The organism is Acidilobus aceticus, from assembly GCF_055392325.1.
Map to the genome: position 1 here is coordinate 1,350,693 of NZ_AP042407.1, position 24,437 is coordinate 1,375,129.

The window sequence follows — 24,437 nt, forward strand, 5'->3', positions numbered from 1 at the left end:
ATAGTTAACCTGTAAGACAGAAGCTTTATAAGTGTTTATCTTTTAATTAAATATATCCGGGCTGTCGTTCAAATAATGTCAAGCTTCTTGAGCTCCTTGAGCAGGTCCTGGTAGGCGACTATCTTGCTTATGTTCTTGGTGCCCCGGGGCCCTGGCATCTTCATGTAGAACCTGTTAACAGTGGCGTAGCTCCCGTGGACCCCCCTCTCCAGCAGCGACTTGGCTACCGGTACGATCGACGCCATGAGGCCGGCCAGGTTCGACTTGTCGTTTATCCTGGCGTTGACTATCACCTCGTCTCTGAAGCCCCCGAAGGACTCGTACTCTATGTGCATGGCGACGAACTTCCTGTCGCCCAGCGGCTCGAGGTAGCCCGTGGGCCTTATGTAGTGGGGTGCGTCGTAGCCGAGTATGTCGGCAACCATGCTGCTCTTGGTGACCTCCTTGGAGTGGTTCCTCTCGGGCTCTGTGAGGCTGAGGAAGTCCGTGTTGCCGCCTATGTTGAACTGCGCCACCGACAGCACCCTGCGGCCCCTCTCAGCCATGTGCTCGAGCAGGTCGGCGGTCAGCGGCGTCGCGCCTGTGGCGGCGTCATCACCTAAGACCAGGGCCCCAGCCCTCTCGAAGCGGCTCACGACGCCTGGGCTGTTGGCGGCGGCGGGGGGCGTCAGGTTGATGAAGGCCACGGGGTTCCCTGTCCTCAGCGAGTACTCGCTCGCGGCGTAGGCGTACGCCAGCGTTGCCCCCGCCGAGCACGTGGAGGCCAACTTGACGAACTCGCCCTCGCTCTCGACGAACCTCATGGGCTCCGTGGTTATCACGTTAACGATGACGTCAGGCTTAAGCTTCACGAGCTCAGAGATGAACTCCTCCAGGGCCTGCTGGGGGCTGCCCAGCGCGTCCTCAAGGCCTGAGGCATCTACATCAAGCCCCCTGAGGCTGCCGCAGTGGAGGCCCCTGCTCACAACTATGTCCTTCAGGGTCCTGGGCACCGAGCTGAACGGCGAGAGCTTAGAAGCTATTGAGTACATGTCCCTGCCAACCTTTGAGTTGTCAACGTCATACACTGCGACGACGTCTATGTCCTCCGGCCTGTGGGCCTTCATGTAGTTCACGAGGGGTATGCCCACGGGCTGTATCTCCCTTGCCTTCAGCTTCTCAAGGCCAGCGAGGAAGTATGAGGCGCCGCTGCCGGCGCCTATTAGCACAGTCCTTATCACATGTCCGCGCCCTTCCAAGCTGTTCACCTAGGGATATTTACGCCTTTCACTTTCTGAAAGTCTCACTTGGAGACCACGTCGGGGGCCGCCAGCTCCGGGTTGAAGCTGACATACTGTACCATGCTCCCCCTTATCAGTATCTTGCCCAGCCTGGCGACTATCTGCTTCCCGTCCTTGACCTCCACGGAGTTGTCAAGCACTAGGTTCATAGTTGAGTCAGTGACTAAGAGCTGGCCCACGTACTCGGTGCCGTCCTTCAGCTTAACGTATATCTGGCTGTCAACCGCATCCCTCAGGTACCTCAGCGGGTTGACGACCCTCTTCTCTTGGCTCGCGGCCACGACTCAAGCACCCTGGTTTTCCGCGTAGAGCCTGTCACCTCATCTTATAAAATTAACCCTCCTAAGCCTCGAGCGGCGTCCTGCGTGGCCTGCAACCGCTTTTAAACTTCCCGAGGTCTTGGTGTCCCGTGACTTGCCTTGAGGCTTGCCTCCGTGCTTGTAGGGGGAGCCCCTCGGCTGGCGCTGGTCGAGGGGGGCCAGGTCTACCTGGCTCTGCTCAACGGCTCACAGGTGGACCCGGCGGAGTTCTTCAGGGACCCGGTTAAGCTCGTGGGGAAGCTGGAGAGGGGGGAGCCCGTCCAGGGGCTCGACAGGCCGCTTGAGCCCCCGGTGCCCCAGCCCTCAAAGATAATTGGCATAGGCAAGAACTACGCGGCCCACGCCAGGGAGATGGGGTCCGTGGAGAGGCCTGTGTTCTTCATGAAGGCCCCAAGCGCCCTGACGGGGCACCTCCACAGCATTGAGGTGCCTGAGTTCATACAGAAGCCGGACTACGAGGGCGAGGTGGTGATAGTAATTGGCAGGGCGGTGAAGCACGCTGGCAGGAGGGAGGCCCAGGAGGCCATACTCGGCTACATGGCTGGGAACGACGTGACCGCCAGGGAGCTCCAGTACGACGAGAGGCTCCCCTGGTGCCTCTCAAAGAGCCTGGACACTTTCTCGCCGACGGGGCCCTACGTCAAGGTCCTCGAGGACTACTCCGAGCTGCAGGGCTCGTGCGTGGAGACCTATATAAATGGCGAGAGGGTCCAGCACGGCTGCGCCGATGAGATGACATACGACTTTGCCGATATAGTGGTTGAGCTCTCGAAGTACATGAAGCTCTACCCCGGGGACCTGATATTCACTGGGACCCCGCCGGGCGTTGGACACCCGAGGGGGAGGTACCTTAAGGACGGCGACAGGGTTGAAATAGTGGTCAGGGGCCTCGACCCCCTGGTTAACGTCGTGGCCAGGCCCCCGGGGCCAAGGAGCTCATAGCTTCCTTCAAGTAAAAGCTTCAATTTAAAACTCCTAGTTCTTCGTTCAGGAGGGGTGCCCTGTTTGGAGTACACGGAGTTCGGGTCAACCAAGGAGAAGGTGCCCAGGATAGGGCTTGGAGCCTGGCAGTTCAGCGACGCCTGGGGGGTCACGGACTACCAGAAGGCAAAGGCTGCAATAGCCAAGGCCCTGGAGCTTGGCATGAACTTGATAGACACGGCCATGGTGTACGGCAATGGCATGAGCGAGAAGTTCATAGGGGACGCCATAAGGGAGCTTGGGGTCCCGAGGAGCGAGGTCTTCATAGTAACTAAGATACCTGGCCACTTCCTAAGCTATGACGACGTATTCAGGGCGGTCGACGGGAGCCTGAGGAGGCTCCAGACCAGCTTCATAGACGCCCTTGAGGCCCACTGGCCGCCGGCGTGGCACAACATACCCACGTGCGAGTACGCCAGGGCCTTTGAGAGGCTAATAGAGATGGGCAAGGTCAGGTACATAGGGCTGAGCAACTACCCTGTGGCGCTGATAGAGGAGTTCAGGTACTGCCTGAGCAGGCACGACGTGGAGGTGCTGGAGCTGAGGTACAACATAGTTGAGAGGCAGGCGGAGCAGCAGCACATACCGTATGCCGAGGCTAACAGCATGACCGTGCTCGCCTGGAGCCCGCTGGCCCAGGCCGCCATACTGGGTAAGTACACGCTTGAGGACATAACTAAGTTCAATGACGTCAGGAGGAACAACCCGCTGTTCAGGCCCGAGAACTACTCGCAGATACTCCAGCTCGTTGAGGAGCTAAAGGAGGTTGCAAAGAAGTATGACAAGACTCTGTCACAGGTGGCCCTCAACTTCCTGCTCAGGGCCAGCAGCGCCGTGCTCCCGATACCCGGGGCCAAGTCGCCTGAGCAGGTCGAGGAGAACGCCGGGGCCACGGGCTGGGCCCTCTCGTATGAGGACTGGAGGCGCCTGGACGAGGCGAGCAAGAGGCTCAGGATATCATACGTTGACATACTATGAGTGGGAAGCCCTCGCCACTTTTTATTCTTCCCAGGCCCTTGGCCCGCAGGTGTGAGCTTGGCCCTCAGGACGGTTCAGCTCTCCTCCCTTCATGAAGGCCTAGGGGCGTCCTTCGGCGAGTTCGCCGGCTGGAGCGTCCCCATGGTTTACACCTCAACCATGGAGGAGCACATGGCCGTCAGGACCGACGTGGGCATATTTGACATAAGCCACATGGGGAGGCTGAGGCTCACGGGCCCCGACGCAGCGGAGCTCCTTGAGATCGTGTTTACCAAGAAGGTCTCCGCGACTAAGGAGGGCTTCATGAGCGGCCCCACACTCGCCCTCACGGAGCTGGCCAGGGTGATTGACGACGAGATGTGGTACAGGGTCTCTGACAACGAGTGGCTTGCCGTGCCGAACGCGGCCGTCACCGAGAGGATGAAGTCGCACCTGCAGCAGGCGGCGTCCTCCAGGGGGCTTAAGGTGAGCCTCGAGGACCTGACCTCGACGTATGCCATGCTGGCCATACAGGGCCCGAGGAGCCCCGAGGTAATGGAGAGGATGGGCCTCAAGGAGGCGGGCTCCCTGAAGCCCCTTCAGTTCCTCCTCAACGTTGGCCTGGGCGACGCCATGGCCTTCCTCGTGAGCAGGAGCGGCTGGACCGGCGAGGACGGCTTCGAGGTGTGGGCCGCCCCAGGCGACGCCGAGAGGATATACAGGAAGGCCCTTGAGCTGGGGGCTAAGCCGGTGGGCATCGCGGCGAGGGACACCCTCAGGATAGAGATGGGCTTCGTGCTCGGAGGCAACGAGTACGGCGAGGACCCCCTCAAGTTCCCCTGCGCCCTGAGCCTAAGGTATGGCCTGGGGGCCATAGACTGGGGCAAGAGGGGCTTCATAGGTGAGGAGGCGCTCAGGGCGTGCAGGAGGGAGGGGCTGAGGTGGGTCAGGGTCGGGTTTGAGATGAAGAAGTCCTCCGCCAGGTTCATACCGAGGAACGGCTACAAGGTGATGGTTGACGACGTCGAGGTCGGCTGGGTGACGAGCGGCACCTTCAGCCCCGTGCTGCAGAGGGGCGTCGGGCAGGGCTACCTTGACGTGAGGTACGCAGTCTTCGGGGAGACCGTAACTATAGTGGACGAGAGGGGCAGGTCAGGGGAGGCCAAGATAGTTGACTTCCCGCTGATAAGGAGGTAGCCCCTTGAGGGCCACGGCCTTCTACGGCAGGATATATGTCTCCTTCAGGCCGCCCAGGGCAGTCGACTCCCTGCTGGCCGTGAACGGCAGGGTGATGCTGGAGGGCGACCGGGGCAGGGTTGAGAGGGCCTGCAGGGAGCTTGAGTGCGAGGAGGTGGACATAGACAGGGGCGTGGGGCTGCCGGGCTTCATAGACGCCCACATGCACCTCAGCGGCCTGGCAATACAGGACAGCGGCGTCGACCTCAGGGGAGTTGACAGCCTGGACGAGCTGAGGCGCAGGGTCAAGGAGTTCCTCGAGAGGCACCCCAACGTCACAGCTGTGCTGGGCAGGGGCTGGGACGAGTCAAGGCTTAGGGAGAGGAGGCCTCCCACCTCGGCCGACATAGACGACGTAGCGGGCGACAGGCCCGTGATGTTGATAAGGGTCTGCGGCCACGCCGCCGTGCTGAGCTCCTCGGCCATGAGAAGGGTTGACCTGAGGGGTCTCGAGGACTACATAGACATAGGCCCGGACGGCAGGCCAAGCGGCCTGGTCAGGGAGGGGGCCGTGATAAGGGCGCTCAGGCAGCTCGAGCCGCCGCCTGAGGAGTACATGACTTACGTCGCCGAGGAGGCCAGGAGGCTGGCCCTGCAGGGGGTGACCACCGTAGGCTTCATGAACGTGCCGCTTAAGCTCATGGCCGGCCTGACCTCGCAGCCCCTGCCCCTCAGGCTCAGACTCTACCTTGACGCTGACAGCGTTGGCCTCCTTGAGTCCCTTGGCGTGGCTGGCGGCTTCGGAAACGACCTGGTCAGGGTGATGGGGCTCAAGGCGTTCGCCGACGGCTCCCTCGGCGCCAGGACGGCTTACCTGAGCGAGCCCTACTCGGACGACCCTGGGAACAGGGGGAGGCCGCTGCTCAGCCCCGAGGAGCTCAGGTCCCTGCTGGCCAGGGCCTCAAGGCTTAGGCTGCAGGTGGCTGTGCACGCCATAGGTGACGCGGCCCTCGACGTGGTCCTAAGGGGCTCCGAGGGCCTGCGCGGGTGGCTGAGGGTGGAGCACGCCTCACTCGTGAGGGACGACCAGCTCCCGGCTCTCTCGGGCCTCCGGGTGGCGGTGCAGCCCATGTTTGAGGTTGACGACTTGCCGTGGATACACAAGAGGCTGGGCCAGAGGGTCAGGTGGGCCTACAGGTTCAAGTCCATGATTTCAGCGGGCGCCGTGGTGGGGCTCTCCACTGACGCCCCAGTGGAGCCCGCCGACCCGTGGACGACGCTCTCGGCCGCCGTGAACGGCGTTGAGGGCGTGGGGGAGAGGCTGAGCGTGGCTGAGGCCCTAGACGCCTACACCAGGGGCTCCGCCGAGGTCCTCATGGACAGGGACGTGGGCAGCCTTGAGGTAGGCAAGATGGCAGATCTCATTATAGCCTCAGGGGACCCCCTGGAGGTCGAGCCCGGGGAGCTGGGCAAGCTGAGGACGCTGGCCACTTACCTTGGGGGCTCAGGGGTTCAGTAAGTCCTTGACCGCGGAGCCGCGCCTGATAACAACCAGTGCCCTGTCCCTGCCCCAGTCATACCCAAGCTCGCTGACCCTCTCAAGGTCCCACACCACCAGGTCAGCCAGCTTCCCGGCCTCCACGGACCCCCTGTCGCTCAGCCCCAGCGAGAGCGCGGCGTTAACCGTGGCGGCGGCCAGGGCCTCAGCCTGCGTCAGGCCGTAGAGGTAAATTGCAAGGTCAATAGCTGTCTGCATCGACGGCATGACGCTGTTCGCGCTGAGGTCGCTGCCCAGTGCCATGGGCACGCCGTACGCCCTCAGCAGGGGCACCGGAGGCCTCGAGGAGCCCATGGTAGCCATGAGGCTTGCCGGCAGGAGGCCAGCCGTGGATCTTGAGGCGGCTATCGCCTTCACGGACCTCTCGTCCGAGACCTCCAGGTGGTCAACCGAGGCGGGGCCCGCCTGGGCCACGGCCTCGGCGCAGCCTATCCTGGCCAGCTGGTCCGCGTGAGCCCTTGCTCCTAGGCCTACAGCCCTGGCTGACGTGAGTATAAGCCTTGACTCGTCAGGCGTGAAGGCACCTTCATCGCAGAAGACGTCCACAAAGTTAGCTAACCCTGCCGCCCTCCTAACTAGGTCGTTGGCAAAGCCCTTAACGTACTCCTCCCTGGCCCTCCCCTCCCTGGCCTCCTCGGGCGGCACGTGGGCAAGCAGGGTTGGAACCACGTCGACCTTTGCAGTGCTAGACGCCTCCCTCGCAACCCTAAGCAGCCTGAGCTCGCCCTCGTGGTCGAGGCTGTAGCCGCTCTTGACCTCAGCCGTCGTGGTCCCCAGGTGAAGCATCAGCCTGAGCCTCTTGACTAGCAGGTCCCTGAGCTCCTCGTCGCTGGCCGACCTCGTGGCCCTGACGGTCCTGTATATGCCTCCTCCTCTCCTGAGGATCTCTGAGTAGCTGACGCCGCTCAGCTTAGCCTCAAGCTCGTCGTCCCTGCTGCCGGCGAAGACCGCGTGGGTGTGCATGTCGACAAGTCCTGGCGAGAGGAGCCTTCCACCTGCGTTAAGCTCAAGCCCTGCCCTGTAGGTTCCCCTAACCTCGCCTCGCTGGCCTACCTTAGCTATGTAGTTGCCCTTAACCGCCACCTCGCCCCCTGCCAGGACCTTCACTTGGGAGGCCCTAGTGACGGGCCTGAACTCAAAGAGGACAACGTTAGCATTATATATAATTAGGTCGGCCTCGGGCAAGGGCGCCACCTCAGGCCAGGTTCACTATGAAGCTGAGGCCCGAGAGGCCGGCCTCCCCCACTACCTTGGCCAGCGACCTCTCTAGGGCGTCCTTAGGGTCATCGAGGGGGAGCCCCCTGGCGACCTTGGCGGCCTGTGAGGCCAAAGCGTCCTCGACGGCTATCAGCCTCGCCAGCACGGCCGTCGACCTTAGCAGCTCGTAGGAGGAGTTGGGCGCCATTGAGACCACGTCCTCCTGCAAGCCGCTGGTAGGAATGGAGTGCACAGATCCCGGGGAGGCCAGCTGGCGGAGCTTGGCAGCAAGCGACGCGGCCGTGTACTGGTAGATCATTGCTCCCACGACGGTGCCCTTAACTGCCAGGAAGTCCGGGAGCCCTGTGGTGGCGGAGCTCAGCAGGTGGGCCGTCCTCCTCTCTATCATGTTGCCCACGTGCGCCAGGGCGACCTTAACCATGTCTGACGCCATGCCTGCAGCCGAGGCGTGGAAGTTGCAGGCGTGATACACGCTGTCATTATAGACGAACGGGTTATCTGACGACGAGTACGCCTCCGCCTCAAGTAGCTTGGCAGCAAACCTGAGGACCTCGAGGGCTGAGCCGTAGACCTGGGGCACGCACCTTATGCAGTAGGGGTCCTGAAGCCTCGGCGACCTCTGACAGCCAACCTTAAGCGAGGCCACCACGTCCTTAACTCCCTCAAGCCTCTTGCTGTTGGCCACCGCTGTAGAGAAGTGCTGGGGGTTACACCCCGTGACCTCAAGCGTCTCGCTCATTACATTGAGGGACTCGCCCAAAAGCCTCAGGGAGGCGCAGACCCCTAGGGAGGCCATGGCGACGCTGAAGGCGTTGCTGTTAATTATAGCCAGGGCCTCGCCCGGCCCAAGCTCCAGGGGCTTAAGCCCGGCGGCCTCAAGTGCCTCCTCGCAGCTAAGCCTTCTGCCCCTCACGGTTGCCTGCCCCTCCCCGCTGTAGATGCACCTGGAGATCCTGGCTAGTGGCGCCAGGTCGCCGCTCGCGCCCACGCTGCCCTCCAGCGATACAGCTGGAACTATGTCGTAGTTTAACGCGTCTACGAGCCTCTGCGCCACCTCGGGCCTCACGGGCGCGAAGCCCTGGGCCAGCTGGGACGCCCTCACGAGCATGGCCGCCCTGACCACCTCCCTTGGGGCCTCAGGTCCAATGCCGAGGTCGTGTTCCCTGAGGACCTGGGCCTCCCTGCCCCTCCACGTGCCCTCCTCGGCCGAGGCCAGGGCCCCGAGGCCGGTTGAGTAGCCGTAGACCTTTCCCAGCGAGGCCCCGGCCTCGTAGGCCTTCCTGGACCTTGAGAGCAGCTGGAGCGACTCCTGGCACATGTTAACTGGGGAGTTAACAGCGACGTTACATATGTCTTCAACGGTCAGCCTCTGGCCCGCGCAGACCTTCAATGCATGCACCTGTGCACACTGGCAGTTCAAGGTATTAGAGTCAGCGGCCTTGACAAGTAATTACTTAGGCTGCGGTTTACGAGTCCAGCGAAGGGAGCCGTGCACGGCCCTGAGGAGTAGGAAGGCTGCAAGCTTAGACGTGGAGCCCGTGGGGTCGAGACTTGGTACGACCTCTACGACATCCACGCCCACTACCCTCGCGATCGACGTCACAGAGTCTATCACGGTTACGCTCTCAAAGGGGGTCATGCCAAGTGGGTTTGGGCTGTTGACGCCAGGGGCAAAGGCCTGGGCCAGGTGGTCCATGTCTATACTGAGGTAGACCTCGGAGCCTGAGATCAGGGAGCTGAGCCTCTCTAGTGAGCTCCTTGAGTCCCTTAGGAGCTCAAGCCTGCTGATAACTTCAATGTCCAGCTCCTTAGCCCTTGAGGGGGCGTAGGGAGGGTTGGAGTACTCAGAAACGCCGATGACTATTGCTCTGGCCTTAGGGGAGCTTTCAAGCAGCTCCCTGAGCCACGAGCCGCTCGTGACGCCCTCGCTGGGCCTCCTTATGTCATAGTGCGCGTCCAGCACCACCAGCGTGACGCCGCGCTGTACGAATGGCCTGGAAGCCCAGCCTGTTATGGAATGGTCGCCGCCGATAAAGACGACGGGCGTGCCCCTCTGCCTGGCGGCCTCCATTAACTGCCTTGAGGCCTCTGTGACCCTTCGCCCTGTCTCAGCCAGGTCCCCGCCAACTATGTCAACATCGCCTACGTCATCAAACCCCCACATAAGCTCGCCCAGGTCCTCAGAGAGGGGACTCATGGAGTAGAGTTCCGTCCTTATGGATGAGGGCGCAAACCTGGCCCCTGGCCTTCCAGCCGTGGACCAGTCCCATGGAATGCCTGCCAGCGGCACCAGAGGCCTGAGGTCTGCCAACCTCACGTCGTCAGGGTCCTTTAACAGCCTGGCCCTTCTTACGAACACCTGGGTCACCCGCAGCTACTTCCTGACAGGGTATAAAGCTAGAGGCAACCATATTATTTCCACTGACGGCCCTTTTTTGGCTATGCGCGTAGCGGCAGGCTCATTTCGATTGCTTAAATACTTATTGTATACACGGCTGCTCGGCGCGTCCATATGTCTGTACCTTCAAAGTATAAGGGTCAACCCATTGAGGAGCTGATATCCGAGGGCTATTACGACCCTGAGACCAGGACAGTTCATGCAATCACTGGCCCTGAGCTCCACGTCAGGAGCAGGGACTGGCAGGTAGAAGGAATACTAAGGATGCTCTTTCACGTCCTCGACCCCATGGTTGCCAAGGACCCCAAGAACCTCATAGTTTACGGCGGCACCGGCAAGGCCGCGAGGTCCTGGGACGACTTTGAGGCCATAGTCAACACCCTGCTCACAATGGACTCGGACGACACGATGGTGATACAGAGCGGCCAGCCCGTGGCGGTCTTCAAGACTGACCTGAGGGCCCCGAGGGTCGTCATGAGCAACGCCATGCTGGTGCCCAAGTGGGCGGACTGGAGCTACTTCTGGGAGCTCGAGAAGAGGGGGCTCATAAGCTTCCACCAGATGACGGCGGGCTGCTGGGCCTACATAGGCACCCAGGGGGTCCTCCAGGGGACCTATGAGACCGTGGGGGCGGCGGCCGAGAGGGCCTACGGCTCCCTTGAGGGAAGGCTCTACGTGAGCGCAGGCCTAGGGAACATGGGGGGCGCCCAGCCACTCGCGGCCAAGATGCTTGGCGGCGTGGCCCTCATAGCTGACGTTGACAAGCGCATGATAGACAGGATGATACAGACAGGCTACCTGGACACCTGGACCGACGACATAGATAAGGCCATAGACATGGCCCTTGAGGCCAAGAGGTCAAGGACTCCCACCAGCATAGGGGTCCTCGCCAACGCAGTTGACCTGCTCGAGCGCCTGGTCAAGGAGAACGTGGTGCCTGACGTCCTCAGCGACCAGACGCCGGCCCACGACCCGCTCTCCTACGTGCCGGAGGGGATGAGCGTCGAGGAGGCGGCGAGGCTCAGGTCACAGGACCCCGAAAGGTACATACAGCTGGCAAAGCAGACTATGAAGAGGCACGTCCAGCTCATGCTTGAGCTCCAGGCTAGGGGGGCCGTGACCTTTGAGTACGGCAACAACCTCAGGAAGCAGGCCTACGACGCTGGCCTAACAGAGGCCTTCAAGATACCCGGGCAGATGGAGTTCATGCGGCCGCTGTTCGAGGAGGGGAGGGGGCCGTTCAGGTGGACCAGCCTCATGGGCGACCCGAACGACATATATAAGCTGGACGACGTCCTGCTGCAGCTGTTCGGCAGGAACCAGAGGCTAGCCAGGTGGATAACGGCAGCCCACAAGTACGTCAAGTTCCAGGGCCTGCCCGCCAGGGTGGTTTACCTCGGCTACGGCGAGAGGGCCCTGTTCGGCAAGGTGGTCAGCCAGATGGTCAGGAGGGGCGAGCTCTCAGGCCCCATATGGTTCGGCAGGGACCACCTGGACGCCGGCTCCGTGGCCTCGCCCTACAGGGAGACCGAGGGCATGTTGGACGGAAGCGACGCCATAGGTGACTGGCCCATACTTAACTACGCCCTCAACACGGCGGTCGGCGCCACGTGGACCTGCTTCCACCACGGCGGAGGCACAGGCATAGGCTACGCGATACACGCTGGCTTCGGCATGGTAGTTGACGGCACTGAGCTGGCGGAGCAGAAGGCCATCAGGGTGTTCACCGTGGACCCAGGAATGGGGGTGGTGAGGCACGCCCACGCAGGCTATCCAAGGTCGCTGGCGGTGGCCAGGGAGAAGGGCGTGAGGATACCTATAATGAAGATGCTCGAGGAGAAGAGCAGGAGGGTAATAGAGGAGGCCAAGAAGGAGGGCAGGATATCAGACTACACCTACCAGAGGGTCAAGAAGGACCTGGAGGAGTACGAGTCAAAGAAGGGCAACTACTCGCCGCCGTTCAACACTTAGCGTAACATTCAGCTTAGGGTAGCCATAGACCCCTTTTTGCTGCTCTTGAGCCGCGGCCTCCTCTTCTTGCTGAGGACGGGTGTGGGACGTGTGACGCTCGCCACCCAAAGCTAGGCGTTGCAGCTGCGGGGCCCATAGGTAACTTTTACAGTTATTTAAATATTTTATCATTTGAGGGTCCTGGCTAAAGTTTTAAAGCGATTATATATAGCAGTTATCTATCGGAGATAGATATGTATAGCCGGAGAACGGCCTACGTAATAGTGGTTGTGGCGATAGCTCTGGCCGTGATCTTCTACCCATTCATGACAAGGATCAACAGCGTGGTCTCAACCAACGAGTCCTCAATGCTGCCCCAGGGGGTCGAGAGCATAAAGGTCATGAACATAATTTCGAGGGAGGGCAACCTGTCAGAGCAGGGAAACTACATATATGTCGTCACAGGGGTGCCCGTCAACTTGACCACGTTCTACAGGCTCAACGGCACACTGACGCAGGGCACCAGCTGGGTCAGCGTGGCGAGGGGGGTCTACATCAAGCTTAATAACGTCTCCCAGAGGCTCCTTAACGTCAGCCTCTCCACTGCAGAGGGCCTTGTGAGGCTCTGGGAGGCCGTTAATAACCTCTCGCTGAGGCTCGAGAGGCTCAACTCGACGCTGGTGGGCCTCACCTACATGCTGAGGAACGCCGACTACGCCTACGCTCAGTACTACTCCCTGGGCAGGAACCTCAGCCTAGCGTACTCCCAGGCGGTCCCCGAGGTCGTAGCCCTAGGCAACGAGACGGAGGGCCTCTCAGGGGCCTACGTGTCTACCCTCTTCAACGCCATCAGGGCTGAGTACGTGCTCTCCAACATGACGGACGCCTACTCCACGGGAAACCTGACGCAGGGCGACGTGGAGCTCGTGGTGAGCGAGTGCCCGCCCATAGGCGGCGCCCAGTCCCCCTCCCCTCAGCTTGTGGAGGCCCTGTTCCACTACGTGCTAAGCACCGGGGGACCTTCAAGGTTCAGCCTGGCCTCGGCGGAGAACTTCACCTACACGGTGCTCTACGGGGAGCTCAACGCCAGCGGCGAGCAGAGGGCCCTGCCGCTACTGCAGGCCTACGGCCTGGCGTTCAGGAACGCCTCGGCCGCATACAGCAGCTACATTGAGTCTCTTATGAACAACCTCACGCAGGACAACCAGTACAGACTTTACTACGCGCTGAGCTCCATAGGCAGCGCCTCGGGCAGGGAGGCCTTCCTGGCTGTGGTCTCCTCCATCCCAGCGCCGGGCCAGACCAAGGAGCTGCTGACGACCTTAGCTGAGGAGTACGCCGCCTCGGGCTTCAACGAGAGCGACGTGACGTTGATAGTGAGGAACGTCACGTACTCGCTCCTCTCCAGCAGGCTCCCCAGCGACGTAGCGATGGACATGGCGTCATACGTGGCCAACGGCTCCTTCAGCAGGGAGGCAGCGGCTGAGCTGGCGGCCAAAACATTGGCTGCCCGCCTGCCGGCCAACCTCAGCGGCTACGCCCCGCTGGTCCTCAGCTACGTGCCTGAGGAGCTCCTGGAGTATGACCCCAACGCCACCTGTGCCCTCTGCTCTAACATGACCCTGGCCGAGGCCTCGGCGTCAGCCATAGCCGAGAGGGGCCTGAACGTGACCCCGTCGCTGTCAATGGCCCTCCTCCGCGGCGAGAGCGCCTACTCCCTGTCCCTGGACCTGGTCAACAGGAGCCTCACGTCGCCGACCGCCAGGCTGCTCCTGGCAGAGCTGGCCTCGGCGGGTCCCATAGATGACTACCAGTCACTGTTGTCAAGGATGCCATCGCTCCTGAACAGCTCCCTTGCCAGGCTGGGCGTGCCCTCAAACCTGACGCCCGTGCTGTCAAGCGAGGCCGCCGTCGTGCTTGAGGACCCCTCCCTGTATGGGAGGGCCGTGACAAACGTAACTGAGTACGCGTTTAACAGAACCTTCGCCAATCTGCTGGGCGACCTCAGGGGGCTCCTTGTGCAGAGGAACCTTGACGGCTTCCTAGTAATGTACTCAGTCAACATGTCCTATGACGAGGCGCTCAGCGTCAGGGGCCAGCTGGTCAGCGAGCTGAGGTCCGCGGGCTACGGGAACGCCAGCGTCACGCTTACCGGCACGCAGGCCATAAACCACGACCTCTCAAGCTCATCGTTCAGGAGCATAAGCAGGGGGGACATGATAAGCGCCCTGCTGGTGCTCGTCATACTGGCCATAGTGCTCGAGTCGCTGGTGGCCGTCCTGGTGCCGTTTATAGGAATAGGCGTGGGCCTCGTGGTGGCCCTTGGCGTTGGGTACCTGCTGGCCAGCCACAACGTAATAACGCTGAACTCCATAAGCAGGACTATAATGTACGAGGCCGGCCTAGGGCTGGGCGTCGACTACTCGAGCCTGATATCGAGGAGGTTCAGGGAGGAGCTAGGCAAGGGCCTCAGCCCAGCGGAGGCAGCATGGTCCGCCGCGAGAAGGAGCTGGAGGGCGGTGGTCACGGGCGCGCTCACGGCCTCCATAGGCTTCGGGGCCATGACTATAGCCTCAAACTTCCCGTTCCTCAGGAGCCTAGGCGAGGCGGCCCCCATATCGATACTGATAACAATGGCCGTGAGCCTCACGGTGGTCCCTGCGGTGCTGGCCATAGTGGGCGGGAGCAGGATAGTGTGGTGGCCCTCCAGGGTGAAGGCCAGCGCTGCCCGGGCGAGTCCAGGGCGCAGCCCCAGGGCAAGGTACATAGCGTTTGTTGTGGTCATAGCACTCATATTAATACCTGCAGGCTTCATCTACGCCACCTTCAGGGGCAGCTACGACTTCACATTAATGATGCCCCAGGGCGCCCAGTCGGTGCAGGCCCTCCACTACATAACTGACAACTACGCCGCCGGCATAATGTACCCTGTCTACGTTGTGGCCGCCAACTACTCTACGCTGCAGGCGATAAACTCGTCCATATCGAGGCTAAGCTGCGTTCAGTCAACCCAGCTTTACAACTACTCCGAGCCCGTCCTTAGCGTCACTTTATCTGTGTACCCGCTCGGCAGGGAGGCCATAGCGTGCGCCCAGTCCATAAGGCAGCTGGCGAAGCAGGTCTCCCCAAGCGCCATGGTCGGGGGAGAGGCGGCCATAAACCTCGACCTTCAGAACATAGTGTACCACGACTTCTACCACCTGGTCTACCCCATAGCCATAGTCCTCATGTTTATAGTGCTGCTGGCCTTCTTCGGCAGCGTGCCCATGGCCTTGACGGCGCTGGCCAGCGTCGTGATCGCGGCGGTGTTCGGCAGCTCCCTCGCCATAGAGGCCTACAGGCTATCAGGCGTCAACCTGCCGTGGTACCTGCCCATAGTTGTCTTCACGGCGATACTTGGCGTCGGCATGGACTATAACAGCTTCATCATAAACAGGGTCAGGGAGGAGGCTGGCAGCCACGACGTGAGGACGGCAGTTGAGATAGCTGTGAGGAGCACCAGCGTCCTTGTGGTGGGCCTCTCAACGATAATGGCTGGGGCCTTCGCGGGCCTCCTGGCCTTCTCGGCCCCGGGCTTCAGGGGCATGGGCGTGGCCCTCATGGCGGGCGTGCTCTCAGCAGGACTACTGGCCGCGCTGCTCTTCACGCCTGCGGTGCTCTACATGCTTGGAGAGAGGGCCCTGTGGCCGTCGAGGAGGGCAGGCAGCTGACCTTAATGGCACTGACTTTCAAGCCCCCTCAGCAAGGACCCACGCTTTTTAAGTTGGGCGGGCTCAAGCCAAGGGGACAGGCTTTGGTCGTTGACCCGGTCTGCGGCATGGAGGTTGACGAGAGCACCCCCTACAAGACCATGTACAAGGGCAAGGTATACTACTTCTGCTCCGAGGGCTGCCTGAAGGCCTTCAGGAGGGACCCGGAGAAGTACCTCCGCGAGGGGCCCAAGGGGATGCCTGGTTGAGCGAGAACGAGAGGAGGCCCCTCAGGATAGGCAAGGAGGAGCAACTCAGAGTAGTTGGGATGCACTGCGCCACCTGCTCAACTACAGTGGCCAAGGCGCTGAGGGGCGTCAAGGGGGTTGAGGAGGCGGAGGTGAACCTGGCCTCCGGCACGGCCAAGGTTGTGGTCTCAGGGGCTAGGCTAAGGGACCTCGTGGAGGCTGTCAGGAGAGCAGGCTATGACGTGGTCACTGAGAGGCTGAGGCTTAGGATCTCCATGAACCCGGAGGACTCCAGGAGGGTCACGGAGCTCCTGGAGGGCCTTGACGGCGTCGTTAAGGCCTCAGTGAACCCGGGCACCGGGGAGGCCGTCATCGAGGTCAACCCGTACTCGACATCAGCGGAGGCCATAGTTGAGGCGCTGAGGGGCCACGGCTTCAGGGCCCAGGTGATATCGAAGGCCGCACCCGCCTCAGCAGGGGAGCTGAGGGGCTACCTGAGGGCCCTGGCCGTCGCCTGGTCCTTCGGGCTGCTGACCCTCTACCTTCAGTACACCTCGAGGCCGCTCCTGGCGATGGTAGCCTCGGCCCCGGTGGTCTTCTACGCCGGCCTCAGGTACCACCTGGGGGCTTACAGGGCCTTCAGGAACAGGACGACCAACATGGACACGCTGGTTTCCACCGCCACCCTGGTGGCGTGGCTCTACAGCGCCTACTCACTGGCGGTTCACGGCCCGGTCTTCTTCGACGCCGCCTCCCTGCTGATATCGTTTCTCCTCATAGGCAAGACCATAGAGGCCTACATAAAGGAGAGGCTCTCCGGCGAGGTCGTCAGGCTGCTGCCCTCGAGGGCCAGGGTTATCAGGGACGGGAGCGAGGTGGAGGTAAGCGCTGACGAGGTCAAGGTTGGGGACCTGCTGGTGGTGAGGAGCGGCGAGTCCATAGCTGCTGACGGCGTCGTGGACGAGGGCAAGGGGGAGGTGGACGAGTCCATAGTGACCGGGGAGCCGATGCCTGTGACAAAGTCCAAGGGGGACCCGGTCGTCGGGGGCTCCAGGCTCGTCTCGGGCTTCCTGAAGGTGTACGTCACCAGGTCCGGCGAGAGGACATACATGGCCCAGCTCATGACTGCAGTGAGGGACGCCGAGGCCGCCAGGCTGAGGGCCCAGGACCTGGTGGACAGGGTGGCCGCGGTGTTCACGCCGACCATAATAGCCATAGCTGTCGTCACGTTCCTGGCGTGGCACTTCGCCCTGGGCTTCCCAACGCCGAAGGCCGTGCTCTTCGCGGTCGCAGTGCTGGCGTCGGCGTGCCCCTGCGCCCTCGGCCTGGCGACGCCCATGGCAGTGCTGGTCTCAGTGCACAGGCTGGCCAAGCGCGGGGTCATAGTCAAGGACGGCGAGGCCCTTGAGAGGGTCAAGGACGTTGACGTCTTCGTTTTTGACAAGACCGGCACGCTGACCGAGGGAAGGCCAAGGGTCAAGGACTACGTGGAGCTCCAGCCGGGCGTCATGGAGCTCGCGGCCTCCCTCGAGTCCCTCAGCTCCCACCCAGTGGCTAAGGCAATAGTTGACAGGTTCGGGGCCAGGCTCAGGGGCTTCGTCAAGGACTTCAACGAGTTCCCAGGGGACGGGGTCGCAGGCACCGTGGGGGACAGGCAGGTTATAGTGGGGAGGCCTGAGTTCGTGGCGCAGAACTGCGAGGGCCAGGCCAAGGGCGACGTGGCCGTCTGCGTGGACGGCAGGGTGGCCGGGTGGCTCAGCCTCGAGGACCCGGTTAGGCCTGAGGCCCTCGAGCTGGTGGCCAAGCTTAAGTCCATGGGCAGGAGGGTGATAATAGCAACGGGCGACAGCGGCCCCTCGGCCGAGGCCGTGGCAGCGGCCCTGGGCGTCGAGGTTCGGAAGGGCCTGAGCCCGGACGACAAGGCTGAGCTTGTGAGGTCCCTGAGGCAGGAGGGCCACAGGGTCGCCTTCGTGGGTGACGGCGTTAACGACGCAGTTGCCGAGAAGGAGGCGGACGTTGGAATAGCGCTGGCGGGCGGCACGGACATAGCTAAGTACGCCGGCGACGTCGTGGTGATGAACCTTAAGGGCATAGAGCTCCTCCTCAGGGAGTCCAGGATAGCAACAAGGAAGGTGAAGGAGAACCTGGCCTGGGCGTTCGGCTACAACAGCGTGCTTGTCCCGGTCGCTGCCGGCCTCCTCTACCCCGCCGTCTACCTGAGCCCCCAGTACGCGGCCCTGGCCATGTCAATGAGCAGCGTTATAGTCTCCCTGTGGTCCACGGTCCCCCTGTAGGGGCAGGTTTCACCCATTTAATGTCTGGGGCCACAGTGAGCTGGGGTTGCACCTTGTATGAGGCCGAGTTCCCCTCGCTCAGGTCAAGGCACTACCTGGACTGGGCGGCCGTCGGCGTCCCGCCGCTCAGGGCCATAGGGGCCATCAGGTCCCTCCTGGACGTCTACGAGTCGTCGCCCGAGGAGGCCTCTTCGATGGGCTCCCAGGCCGAGCTCAAGGCCGCCGCCAGGGGGCAGCTGGCCCCGCTCGTGGGCTGTAGCCCCGACAACCTCGTGTTCACGGGGACGAGCACCACTTCAGCAGTGCAGGAGGCCGTGGACTCCATACCTATGTCGAAGGGCGACAACGTAGTCATCTTTGACATGGACTTCCCCCTCGTGCACGCCGAGGCCTACAGGCTGAGGCTGAGGGGGGTAGAGGTCAGGGTGGTCAGGAACAGGGACGGAGACTATGATGTTGACCAGCTTTATGAGGTGGTCGACAGGAGGACCAGGGCAGTCATAGTGAGCTCCGTCATGTGGGTGAACGGGCTGAGGGTTGACGTCGAGGAGGTCGCCAAGGTGGCCCACGAGGCCGAGGCCTACCTTGTCGTGGACGCCATACAGCAGGCGGGCGCCATCAGGCCGAGGGGGCTCGAGAGGGCAGACTTCGTGGCCTTCGGCACGCAGAAGTGGCTCCTGGCGCCCTTCGGGCTCGGGGGTATGTGCGTCAGCAGGAGGTCCGTCGAGGAGCTTCAGCCCGCGAGGCCCGGGTACTCCAACGCCCCGGTCCAGGACTGGGACGCCTACTGGCTCGACCCGAACAAGGCGCCGTTTTACGTTGAGCCCTACAGGAGGGACTCAGCCCTCAAGTTCGAGTACGGCGGCTCCCTGTCGTCGCTCTCCCTCAGGGGGGCGGAGGCCGCCGCCTCGCTGATAAACGAGGTCGGAATAGATAACGTGGAGGCCCAGGTCATGAGGCTTAGAAAGGCCCTCCTCGAGGAGCTGGAGGACCTGAGGGCGGACCTGCTTACCATGCCGGAGCAGTCAAAGGCGTCTGGCATAGTGCTCTTCAGGGTCGGCGACAGCGTGAGGGAGGACTACGAGCTCGCCAGGAGGCTCAGGGCCAGGGGGATAGCGGTTTCCGCCAGGGGGGCCGCCGGCCTCTGGGGGATAAGGGTCTCCGTGCACTTCCCAAACAAAGAGGATGACATCACAGCGCTGTCAGAGGCCATCAGGGAGCTCAGGGGCTGACGGCCTCAGGGGCCAGCTCCGTGACGTTGAACGCCTTGACCACGTAGAGGTAGTGCACAGCCCCAGCGACCTGGCCCACCACGTCAACCCTGAGCGGCAGCTGCGTCAGGTTGGCGTTCACGTGGGCCCCCTCGCCTATGACAACCAGGGCGAATATCACGTGGTGGGTCTCCTGGGTGCCGTTTACTATCCTCAGCACGGCCACGTAGGTGGTCTGGTTCACGGCGAAGAGCAGCTCGCCCCTGAACTCGTAGACCTTGCCAACTATGTTCTGTGACTCCACGTAGGCGTAGAGCTTCTCGTCAAGCCCTATTATGAGCTCGTCGGCCCTGTATATGCCCCTGCCCACGGCGGCTGCCATGCCGTGGCCGCTGGAGGTCAAGTTCTCGGCTATCCCAGCGCTCTCGTTGGCAAACGTTATGGACTGGTTGATGTACTCGAGGGACAGGTTGTCCTCCCCTGCGGCGTAGTAGTGAAGGGCCGTGAGCGTGGCGTTTATGGCCTTGAACGTCAGGTTGAGGGCCTCCTCGCTCAGGTTGGCCTCGCTCCCTGTGAGGTAAGCCATAAGCGACTCGACCCTGCTGAGGCTCCTGTTAATTCCCACTAACGCCTTCACCTGGGCGCCGTAAAGCGTGACCCTGCCGGTGGCGTTGGGGAAGGGCTCAGCCATCGGGGCCCTGCTCTCTATCTCCTCTACCGCCCTGGCCAGACCCACGAGCTGCGCGGGCGTCGCGTTGGCGGCTGAGGAGTTCAGCTCCTCCTCAAGCTCCTTGACCACCTCGTCGGCCACCTGCGCGGGGCTCACGTTGGCCTCCTGCATGTAGGACCAGTTGGCCTCGAGCTCGCCCCTGGCCTTGTGGAGCTCCCTCACGAGCCTCCCTATCATGGCGTGCTTGGCGTACATCGACACCCTGACGCTGAGGTTAGCCAGGTAGCCCTTCAGGTCAGCAAGTATCTCAGCGGCTCCGCTCACGTTGCCGCTGGAGATGTCCTTGAGGGCCTCGTCCACCCGTGATATCACATACGACCTGTCAGTTGAGTTTATTGCTGGGGAGCTGTTCACGAACCTCTCTATGGCGAGCAGCTGGGCCTCTATGCCGTAGGCTGGCGGCATGTACGTTGGCCTGACCCCTTTGGCCTCGGACGCTATGTACTTAAGCGCCTCCAGGCAGAGGTCCTGGGCGCCGGTGTAGTTACCGTTGTTGTAGTAGCTGAGGGCCTTGGAGTAGAGCTCCTCTGCCTGAGTGACGTTGATCCCAAGCGACTTGCCTACAGCTATGGCCCTCTGGGTCAGGTTTAGCAGAGCCTGAGCCTGCCCCTGGCCAGCCCCCTGGGCCTCCCCTACTCTCACCTGTAACAGCAGGGGGGCCCCGAGGGCCAGGGCCACAAGGGCCACAAGGCCCAGGGCAAGCGCGACCTTCAAGCTTCGCTCACCTCAGGCCTGAAGTTGTCGGGCAGGCCGTATTAGGGACCTGGCGGGATTGGCTTCCCGCCCCTTCCCGCGCTGTCCCGGGAAGAACTTATAGCTTTGCCTAAGGCCTTCACGGGCCGTCAAGGGGCTTAAATGGACTTGACGGCCTCAAGGGCCCTGTCGGCGTGCTCCTCGGCCCTCTTCAGGTTGCTTATCACCTGCCTCACAACGCCGTCAGGGCCTATGACGAAGGTAACCCTTGAGGCCGTCATAAGCTTCAGGACGCCGAAGGTCTTTGAGACCTCCTTGGCCTTGTCGCTCGCCAGGGGGAACTTGGCCCCGTACTTCTCGGCGAACCTCTTAAGCGTGTCGACGCTGTCGACGCTGACTCCTATCACCTCGGCCCCGAGGGCCTTGAACTGGTCGTAGAGCTCCGTGAACCTCTTCAGCTCCCTCGTGCACCCCATGGTGAAAGCCTTGGGGAAGAAGTAGAGCACAAGCTTCTTGCCCCTGAAGTCGGAGAGCTTAACCTTGCCAGCCGTGGTCTCAAGCTCCAGGTCTGGCACCTGGTCCCCAACCTGAACCATATAGCTCACCGAACACCTTTTCTGAAGGGAAATATTTAAGCGGAGGTACAGCTGGCGGGGTGTTAATAGGTGGGATGGGCCACAACTTATTTACCTTGCTAAGTAAACAGTAGAGAGGTGCCAAGGTGTATACAATGTCGTCCAGCGAGAGCGTCGAGCTGCTCAGGTCTAGCGTCAGGGAGTTCGCGGAGAAGGTGATAAAGCCCGTGGCCAGGGACATAGACAGGGACAACACGGTACCGCCTGAGGTGATAAAGCAGGTAGCTGACATGGGCTACTTCGCCCTGAGAGTGCCCCAGGAGTACGGGGGGCCCGGCCTCTCCACCCTTGAGTCAGTCGTGGTCGTTGAGGAGCTGGCAAAGGCTTCAGGCGCCGTAGCTATAATGGCCACCGTCTCGGGCACCATGGTGGCCTACCCGCTCGTGCACTACGCAAGCGATGAAATAAAGAGGAGGTACCTTGAGAAGCTGGCCAGGGGCTCCATAGGCGCCTTTGCCCTCAGCGAGCCCTGCTGCGGCACCGACGCGGCGGCCATAACAACGAGGGCCGAGAAGGACGGCGACGAGTACGTGATAAACGGCAGGAAGACCTGGATTACCAACTCGCCCTACGCGGACTTCTTCCTGGTGGCCGCCAGGACCGGCACGCCAGAGCAGAGGCACAGGGGCGTCTCGCTGTTCGTCGTGGACAAGGGCTCCTGCGTGGAGGTTTCGAAGCTTGACATGATGGGGTACAGGGGGAGCGGGACCAGCGAGGTGCTGTTCAAGGACTGCAGGGTGCCCGAGGCCAACATGGTTGGTCAGCTCAACGGCGGCTTCAAGATAGTCATGGACACCCTCAACGAGGGGAGAGTGGTCACGGCGGCCACCGCCCTTGGCCTGGCGGAGGCGGCCTTCGAGGACTCCCTGGCCTACGCCAAGCAGAGGGAGAGCATGGGCGTGCCCATAGCCGAGCACCAGATGGTCCAGTACATGCTGGCCGAGATGAAGGTAAGGGTTGAGGCCATAAAACAGCTAATCTACGAGGCGGCCCGCAGGGTTGACGCCGGCGACCCCGAGTACCCCATGTGGAGCAGCATGGCTAAGCTGGCCGCGGCAGAGTGGGGCGTCGACGTGGCCCGGATGGCCGTCCAGGTGGAGGGCGGCTTCGGCTACAGCAAGGAGAGCCTGGTCGAGAGGATCTACAGGGACGTGAAGATGGTCGAGATAGGGGACGGCACGAACGAGGCCCAGAGGCTAGTTATAGCCAGGAGCCTGCTGGGCAGGATAAGGCCTGTCAGGCAGGGCTAGCTCACTGGGTCGAGGGCTTCAGGTACTCCTCCCCCATCACGGCCCCGCAGAGTATGGTCATGAACACTATGGCCATGGTCTTTATGGCGTCGTCAACCTTGGCTATTATTGCGGCCTCCGCCGCGCTCTGGGAGGACTTTATGTAGGACTCTATGGAGCTTATGGTCGCCACGACGTTGAACGCCACCTCGTGGAGCCTCTTCACGCTCGGCTGGGCCACCATGGCGCTCACCAGGGGGGCCAGGTCCCTCACCTGGGACGCCAGCTGGGAGACGACCCTTGACCTCACCTCGAGCCTTGAGGCCATCTTGGCCGCGTCAAGCAGCGTGTTCCCCACGACGCCCAGGAGGGCGGTGCCAACTATCGTGCCCTGCAGGTTTCCCTCGACGCTGCCGCTGTTCATGGAGCCGACCACGTACCTCATGATAAGGTGCTGGTACTTCGTGAGCTCGTTTGTGGCTATTGAGAACTGGTCCTCGGTGACCTGGCCCCCCTCAACCACCTGCCTTAGGAGCTCCGCTATGTTCGAGACTGCCGAGCCCAGGCCCTTTATGGCGTGCTTGGGGTCGGCCTTTGAGTCGTCCAGGACTATCTTCATTACGGCCCTGTCCCTCTCGACCTCAAGCAGCTCAAGCCCAAGGAGCCTCATAGAGGCCTCCTTGAGGACCTGCATGGCCTCCGGGCCCATGCCCCTCAGGTCTATGGTGGCCTCGTTGACGTTGTTAACGTAGAGGCAAGTGAGTGCCCAGGAGACCAGCTGAGGCATGACGAGCTTGTAGGCCTCAAACTCGTAGGCGTTCCTGTCGCTGCCCGTGCTGGCTGGGACTATCTTAAGCCTGTCGCCCTCGTCAACTATGTAGACCACGTCGCCCGCCTTAAGGCCGTGGGCCTCTATCCACGTGTGCGGCAGCGTCACGACAAGCGACGAGGCCCCGAGCTTCTGGAGCTTCCTTGGCGTTATGTTCAAAGTATCAACCCCGTATATACTGGACCTTGCTACCTTGTCTATGCATGTGAGAAGTTTTAACGTTTACTTAGTATTTTCACCTAAAAATTGTTTCAGCGAGAAAGAGTTTTCAAAAAAGTTATGGTAATGTTGAGCGGCCCTCAGGGGGCATACTTCTTAGCCTCTTCAACGTCCTCCCTCGGCGCCTCCCTGAAGGTGAACCACCAGTCGTAGCCCTTGAACTGGGTGAGCCTCAGGGACGCCTCCTCTACGCTTGCAGGCGTGGGGTTGAGCAGGTTATCCTTTATTATCTCGTTGTTCGGCCAGTTGGCTGGGGCAACGGCGCCGGTCTTGTCTATCAGCTGGAGGGTCTTCACGACCCTCAGTATCTCCTTCACATTCCTGCCGAGCTCCAGCGGGTAGTATATTATCGCCCTTATGGTGGCCTTGCTGTCAACGAAGAAGACGGCCCTTACGGTGTTGGTAGCGCTCTGGGCGTGGAACATGCCCAGCCTCCTGGCCACGAGGCCGAGGGGGTCTGCAATTATAGGGAACGGCACCTTTATCTTTAGGTTGCGCTCTATCCACTGCACCCACGATATGTGGCTCGGGTTGCCGTCCACCGAGAGGCCTATGAGGCCCGTGTTGAGCTTCTCGAACTCAGGATAGTACAGCGAGAAGCTGTAGAACTCGGTCGTGCAGACCGGCGTGAAGTCGGCCGGGTGACTGAAGAGGACGAACCACTTGCCCTTGGAGGTGAAGTAGTCGGGCAGCTTCAGCCTTCCGTGCGTCGTCGCTACCTCAACCTCTGGGAACTTCTCCCCTATGAGGGGCATCCTCTCCTGGGAGATGACCTCCGAGGCCGACATGGCTGGTCGCGCTTGACTGTGCAGGGCATCGCTA

At 61.7% G+C, this 24,437-nt stretch carries 19 protein-coding genes; 10 read left to right on the forward strand and 9 right to left on the reverse strand.

Features of this window, described 5'->3' with window-relative positions:
- Positions 1-68: 68 nt before the first annotated feature.
- Positions 69-1,220: an inositol-3-phosphate synthase gene (locus tag ACZ5OO_RS07110; RefSeq protein ID WP_013266484.1), complete on the reverse strand. Its 1,152-nt coding sequence runs from the start codon at positions 1,218-1,220 to the stop codon at positions 69-71.
- 62 nt (positions 1,221-1,282) lie between these two features.
- Complete coding sequence (locus ACZ5OO_RS07115) at positions 1,283-1,561, reverse strand: U6 snRNA-associated Sm-like protein LSm6 (RefSeq protein ID WP_013266485.1); 279 nt, start codon at positions 1,559-1,561, stop codon at positions 1,283-1,285.
- A gap of 138 nt (positions 1,562-1,699) precedes the next feature.
- Here ACZ5OO_RS07115 and ACZ5OO_RS07120 point away from each other — a divergent pair, with 138 nt between their 5' ends.
- The 4 genes from ACZ5OO_RS07120 (at position 1,700) to ACZ5OO_RS07135 (ending at position 6,233) form a co-directional block, all read left to right on the forward strand.
- On the forward strand, positions 1,700-2,542 hold the full coding sequence (locus ACZ5OO_RS07120) for a fumarylacetoacetate hydrolase family protein (RefSeq protein ID WP_013266486.1): 843 nt from the start codon (positions 1,700-1,702) through the stop codon (positions 2,540-2,542).
- A 63-nt stretch (positions 2,543-2,605) separates the two neighbouring features.
- Positions 2,606-3,559: an aldo/keto reductase gene (locus ACZ5OO_RS07125; protein ID WP_464078110.1), complete on the forward strand. Its 954-nt coding sequence runs from the start codon at positions 2,606-2,608 to the stop codon at positions 3,557-3,559.
- Positions 3,560-3,610: 51 nt separating this feature from the next.
- Positions 3,611-4,735 (forward strand): glycine cleavage system aminomethyltransferase GcvT, encoded by a 1,125-nt coding sequence (gene gcvT / locus ACZ5OO_RS07130; RefSeq protein ID WP_464078111.1) that lies wholly within the window; start codon positions 3,611-3,613, stop codon positions 4,733-4,735.
- Between the two features lie 4 nt (positions 4,736-4,739).
- Positions 4,740-6,233, forward strand: a complete 1,494-nt coding sequence (locus tag ACZ5OO_RS07135; protein ID WP_464078112.1) for an amidohydrolase — start codon at positions 4,740-4,742, stop codon at positions 6,231-6,233.
- On the opposite strand, the gene hutI is transcribed toward ACZ5OO_RS07135, so the two are convergent.
- Genes hutI through ACZ5OO_RS07150 form a run of 3 tightly spaced genes read right to left on the reverse strand, consistent with a single transcriptional unit; the run spans position 6,219 to position 9,858 of the window.
- Positions 6,219-7,457, reverse strand: coding sequence for an imidazolonepropionase (gene hutI, locus ACZ5OO_RS07140; protein WP_052296723.1), 1,239 nt, complete (start codon positions 7,455-7,457; stop codon positions 6,219-6,221). The genes ACZ5OO_RS07135 and hutI overlap by 15 nt on opposite strands.
- 10 nt (positions 7,458-7,467) lie before the next feature.
- Positions 7,468-8,880, reverse strand: a complete 1,413-nt coding sequence (locus ACZ5OO_RS07145) for an aromatic amino acid ammonia-lyase (RefSeq protein ID WP_464078113.1) — start codon at positions 8,878-8,880, stop codon at positions 7,468-7,470.
- A 60-nt stretch (positions 8,881-8,940) separates the two neighbouring features.
- Positions 8,941-9,858: an arginase family protein gene (locus ACZ5OO_RS07150; RefSeq protein WP_464078114.1), complete on the reverse strand. Its 918-nt coding sequence runs from the start codon at positions 9,856-9,858 to the stop codon at positions 8,941-8,943.
- Positions 9,859-10,002: 144 nt separating this feature from the next.
- Between ACZ5OO_RS07150 and ACZ5OO_RS07155 the strand changes: the two genes are divergently transcribed.
- The 5 genes from ACZ5OO_RS07155 (at position 10,003) to ACZ5OO_RS07175 (ending at position 19,301) form a co-directional block, all read left to right on the forward strand.
- Positions 10,003-11,859: a urocanate hydratase gene (locus ACZ5OO_RS07155; RefSeq protein WP_013266494.1), complete on the forward strand. Its 1,857-nt coding sequence runs from the start codon at positions 10,003-10,005 to the stop codon at positions 11,857-11,859.
- A 233-nt stretch (positions 11,860-12,092) separates the two neighbouring features.
- Entirely contained in the window at positions 12,093-15,548 is a 3,456-nt protein-coding gene (locus tag ACZ5OO_RS07160; protein ID WP_464078115.1) for an MMPL family transporter, read from the forward strand.
- Between the two features lie 83 nt (positions 15,549-15,631).
- A complete protein-coding gene (locus ACZ5OO_RS07165) occupies positions 15,632-15,796 on the forward strand; it encodes a YHS domain-containing protein (protein WP_013266496.1) in 165 nt (54 codons plus the stop codon).
- Positions 15,793-18,069, forward strand: a complete 2,277-nt coding sequence (locus tag ACZ5OO_RS07170; protein WP_464078116.1) for a heavy metal translocating P-type ATPase — start codon at positions 15,793-15,795, stop codon at positions 18,067-18,069. Before ACZ5OO_RS07165 ends, ACZ5OO_RS07170 begins: the two co-directional genes overlap by 4 nt.
- Before the next feature lie 53 nt (positions 18,070-18,122).
- Entirely contained in the window at positions 18,123-19,301 is a 1,179-nt protein-coding gene (locus ACZ5OO_RS07175) for an aminotransferase class V-fold PLP-dependent enzyme (protein ID WP_013266498.1), read from the forward strand.
- Here ACZ5OO_RS07175 and ACZ5OO_RS07180 read toward each other — a convergent pair.
- Both ACZ5OO_RS07180 and ACZ5OO_RS07185 read right to left on the reverse strand, forming a co-directional pair.
- A complete protein-coding gene (locus tag ACZ5OO_RS07180) occupies positions 19,291-20,724 on the reverse strand; it encodes a hypothetical protein (protein WP_464078117.1) in 1,434 nt (477 codons plus the stop codon). The genes ACZ5OO_RS07175 and ACZ5OO_RS07180 overlap by 11 nt on opposite strands.
- A gap of 137 nt (positions 20,725-20,861) precedes the next feature.
- Positions 20,862-21,299, reverse strand: coding sequence for a peroxiredoxin (locus tag ACZ5OO_RS07185; RefSeq protein ID WP_048812966.1), 438 nt, complete (start codon positions 21,297-21,299; stop codon positions 20,862-20,864).
- Positions 21,300-21,433: 134 nt separating this feature from the next.
- On the opposite strand from ACZ5OO_RS07185, the gene ACZ5OO_RS07190 reads away from it, so the two are divergent.
- A complete protein-coding gene (locus ACZ5OO_RS07190) occupies positions 21,434-22,588 on the forward strand; it encodes an acyl-CoA dehydrogenase family protein (RefSeq protein ID WP_013266501.1) in 1,155 nt (384 codons plus the stop codon).
- Position 22,589: 1 nt separating this feature from the next.
- On the opposite strand, the gene ACZ5OO_RS07195 is transcribed toward ACZ5OO_RS07190, so the two are convergent.
- Entirely contained in the window at positions 22,590-23,555 is a 966-nt protein-coding gene (locus ACZ5OO_RS07195) for an AbrB/MazE/SpoVT family DNA-binding domain-containing protein (protein ID WP_464078118.1), read from the reverse strand.
- Positions 23,556-23,695: 140 nt separating this feature from the next.
- A complete protein-coding gene (locus ACZ5OO_RS07200; protein WP_048812967.1) occupies positions 23,696-24,385 on the reverse strand; it encodes a peroxiredoxin in 690 nt (229 codons plus the stop codon).
- Between the last annotated feature and the right edge of the window lie 52 nt (positions 24,386-24,437).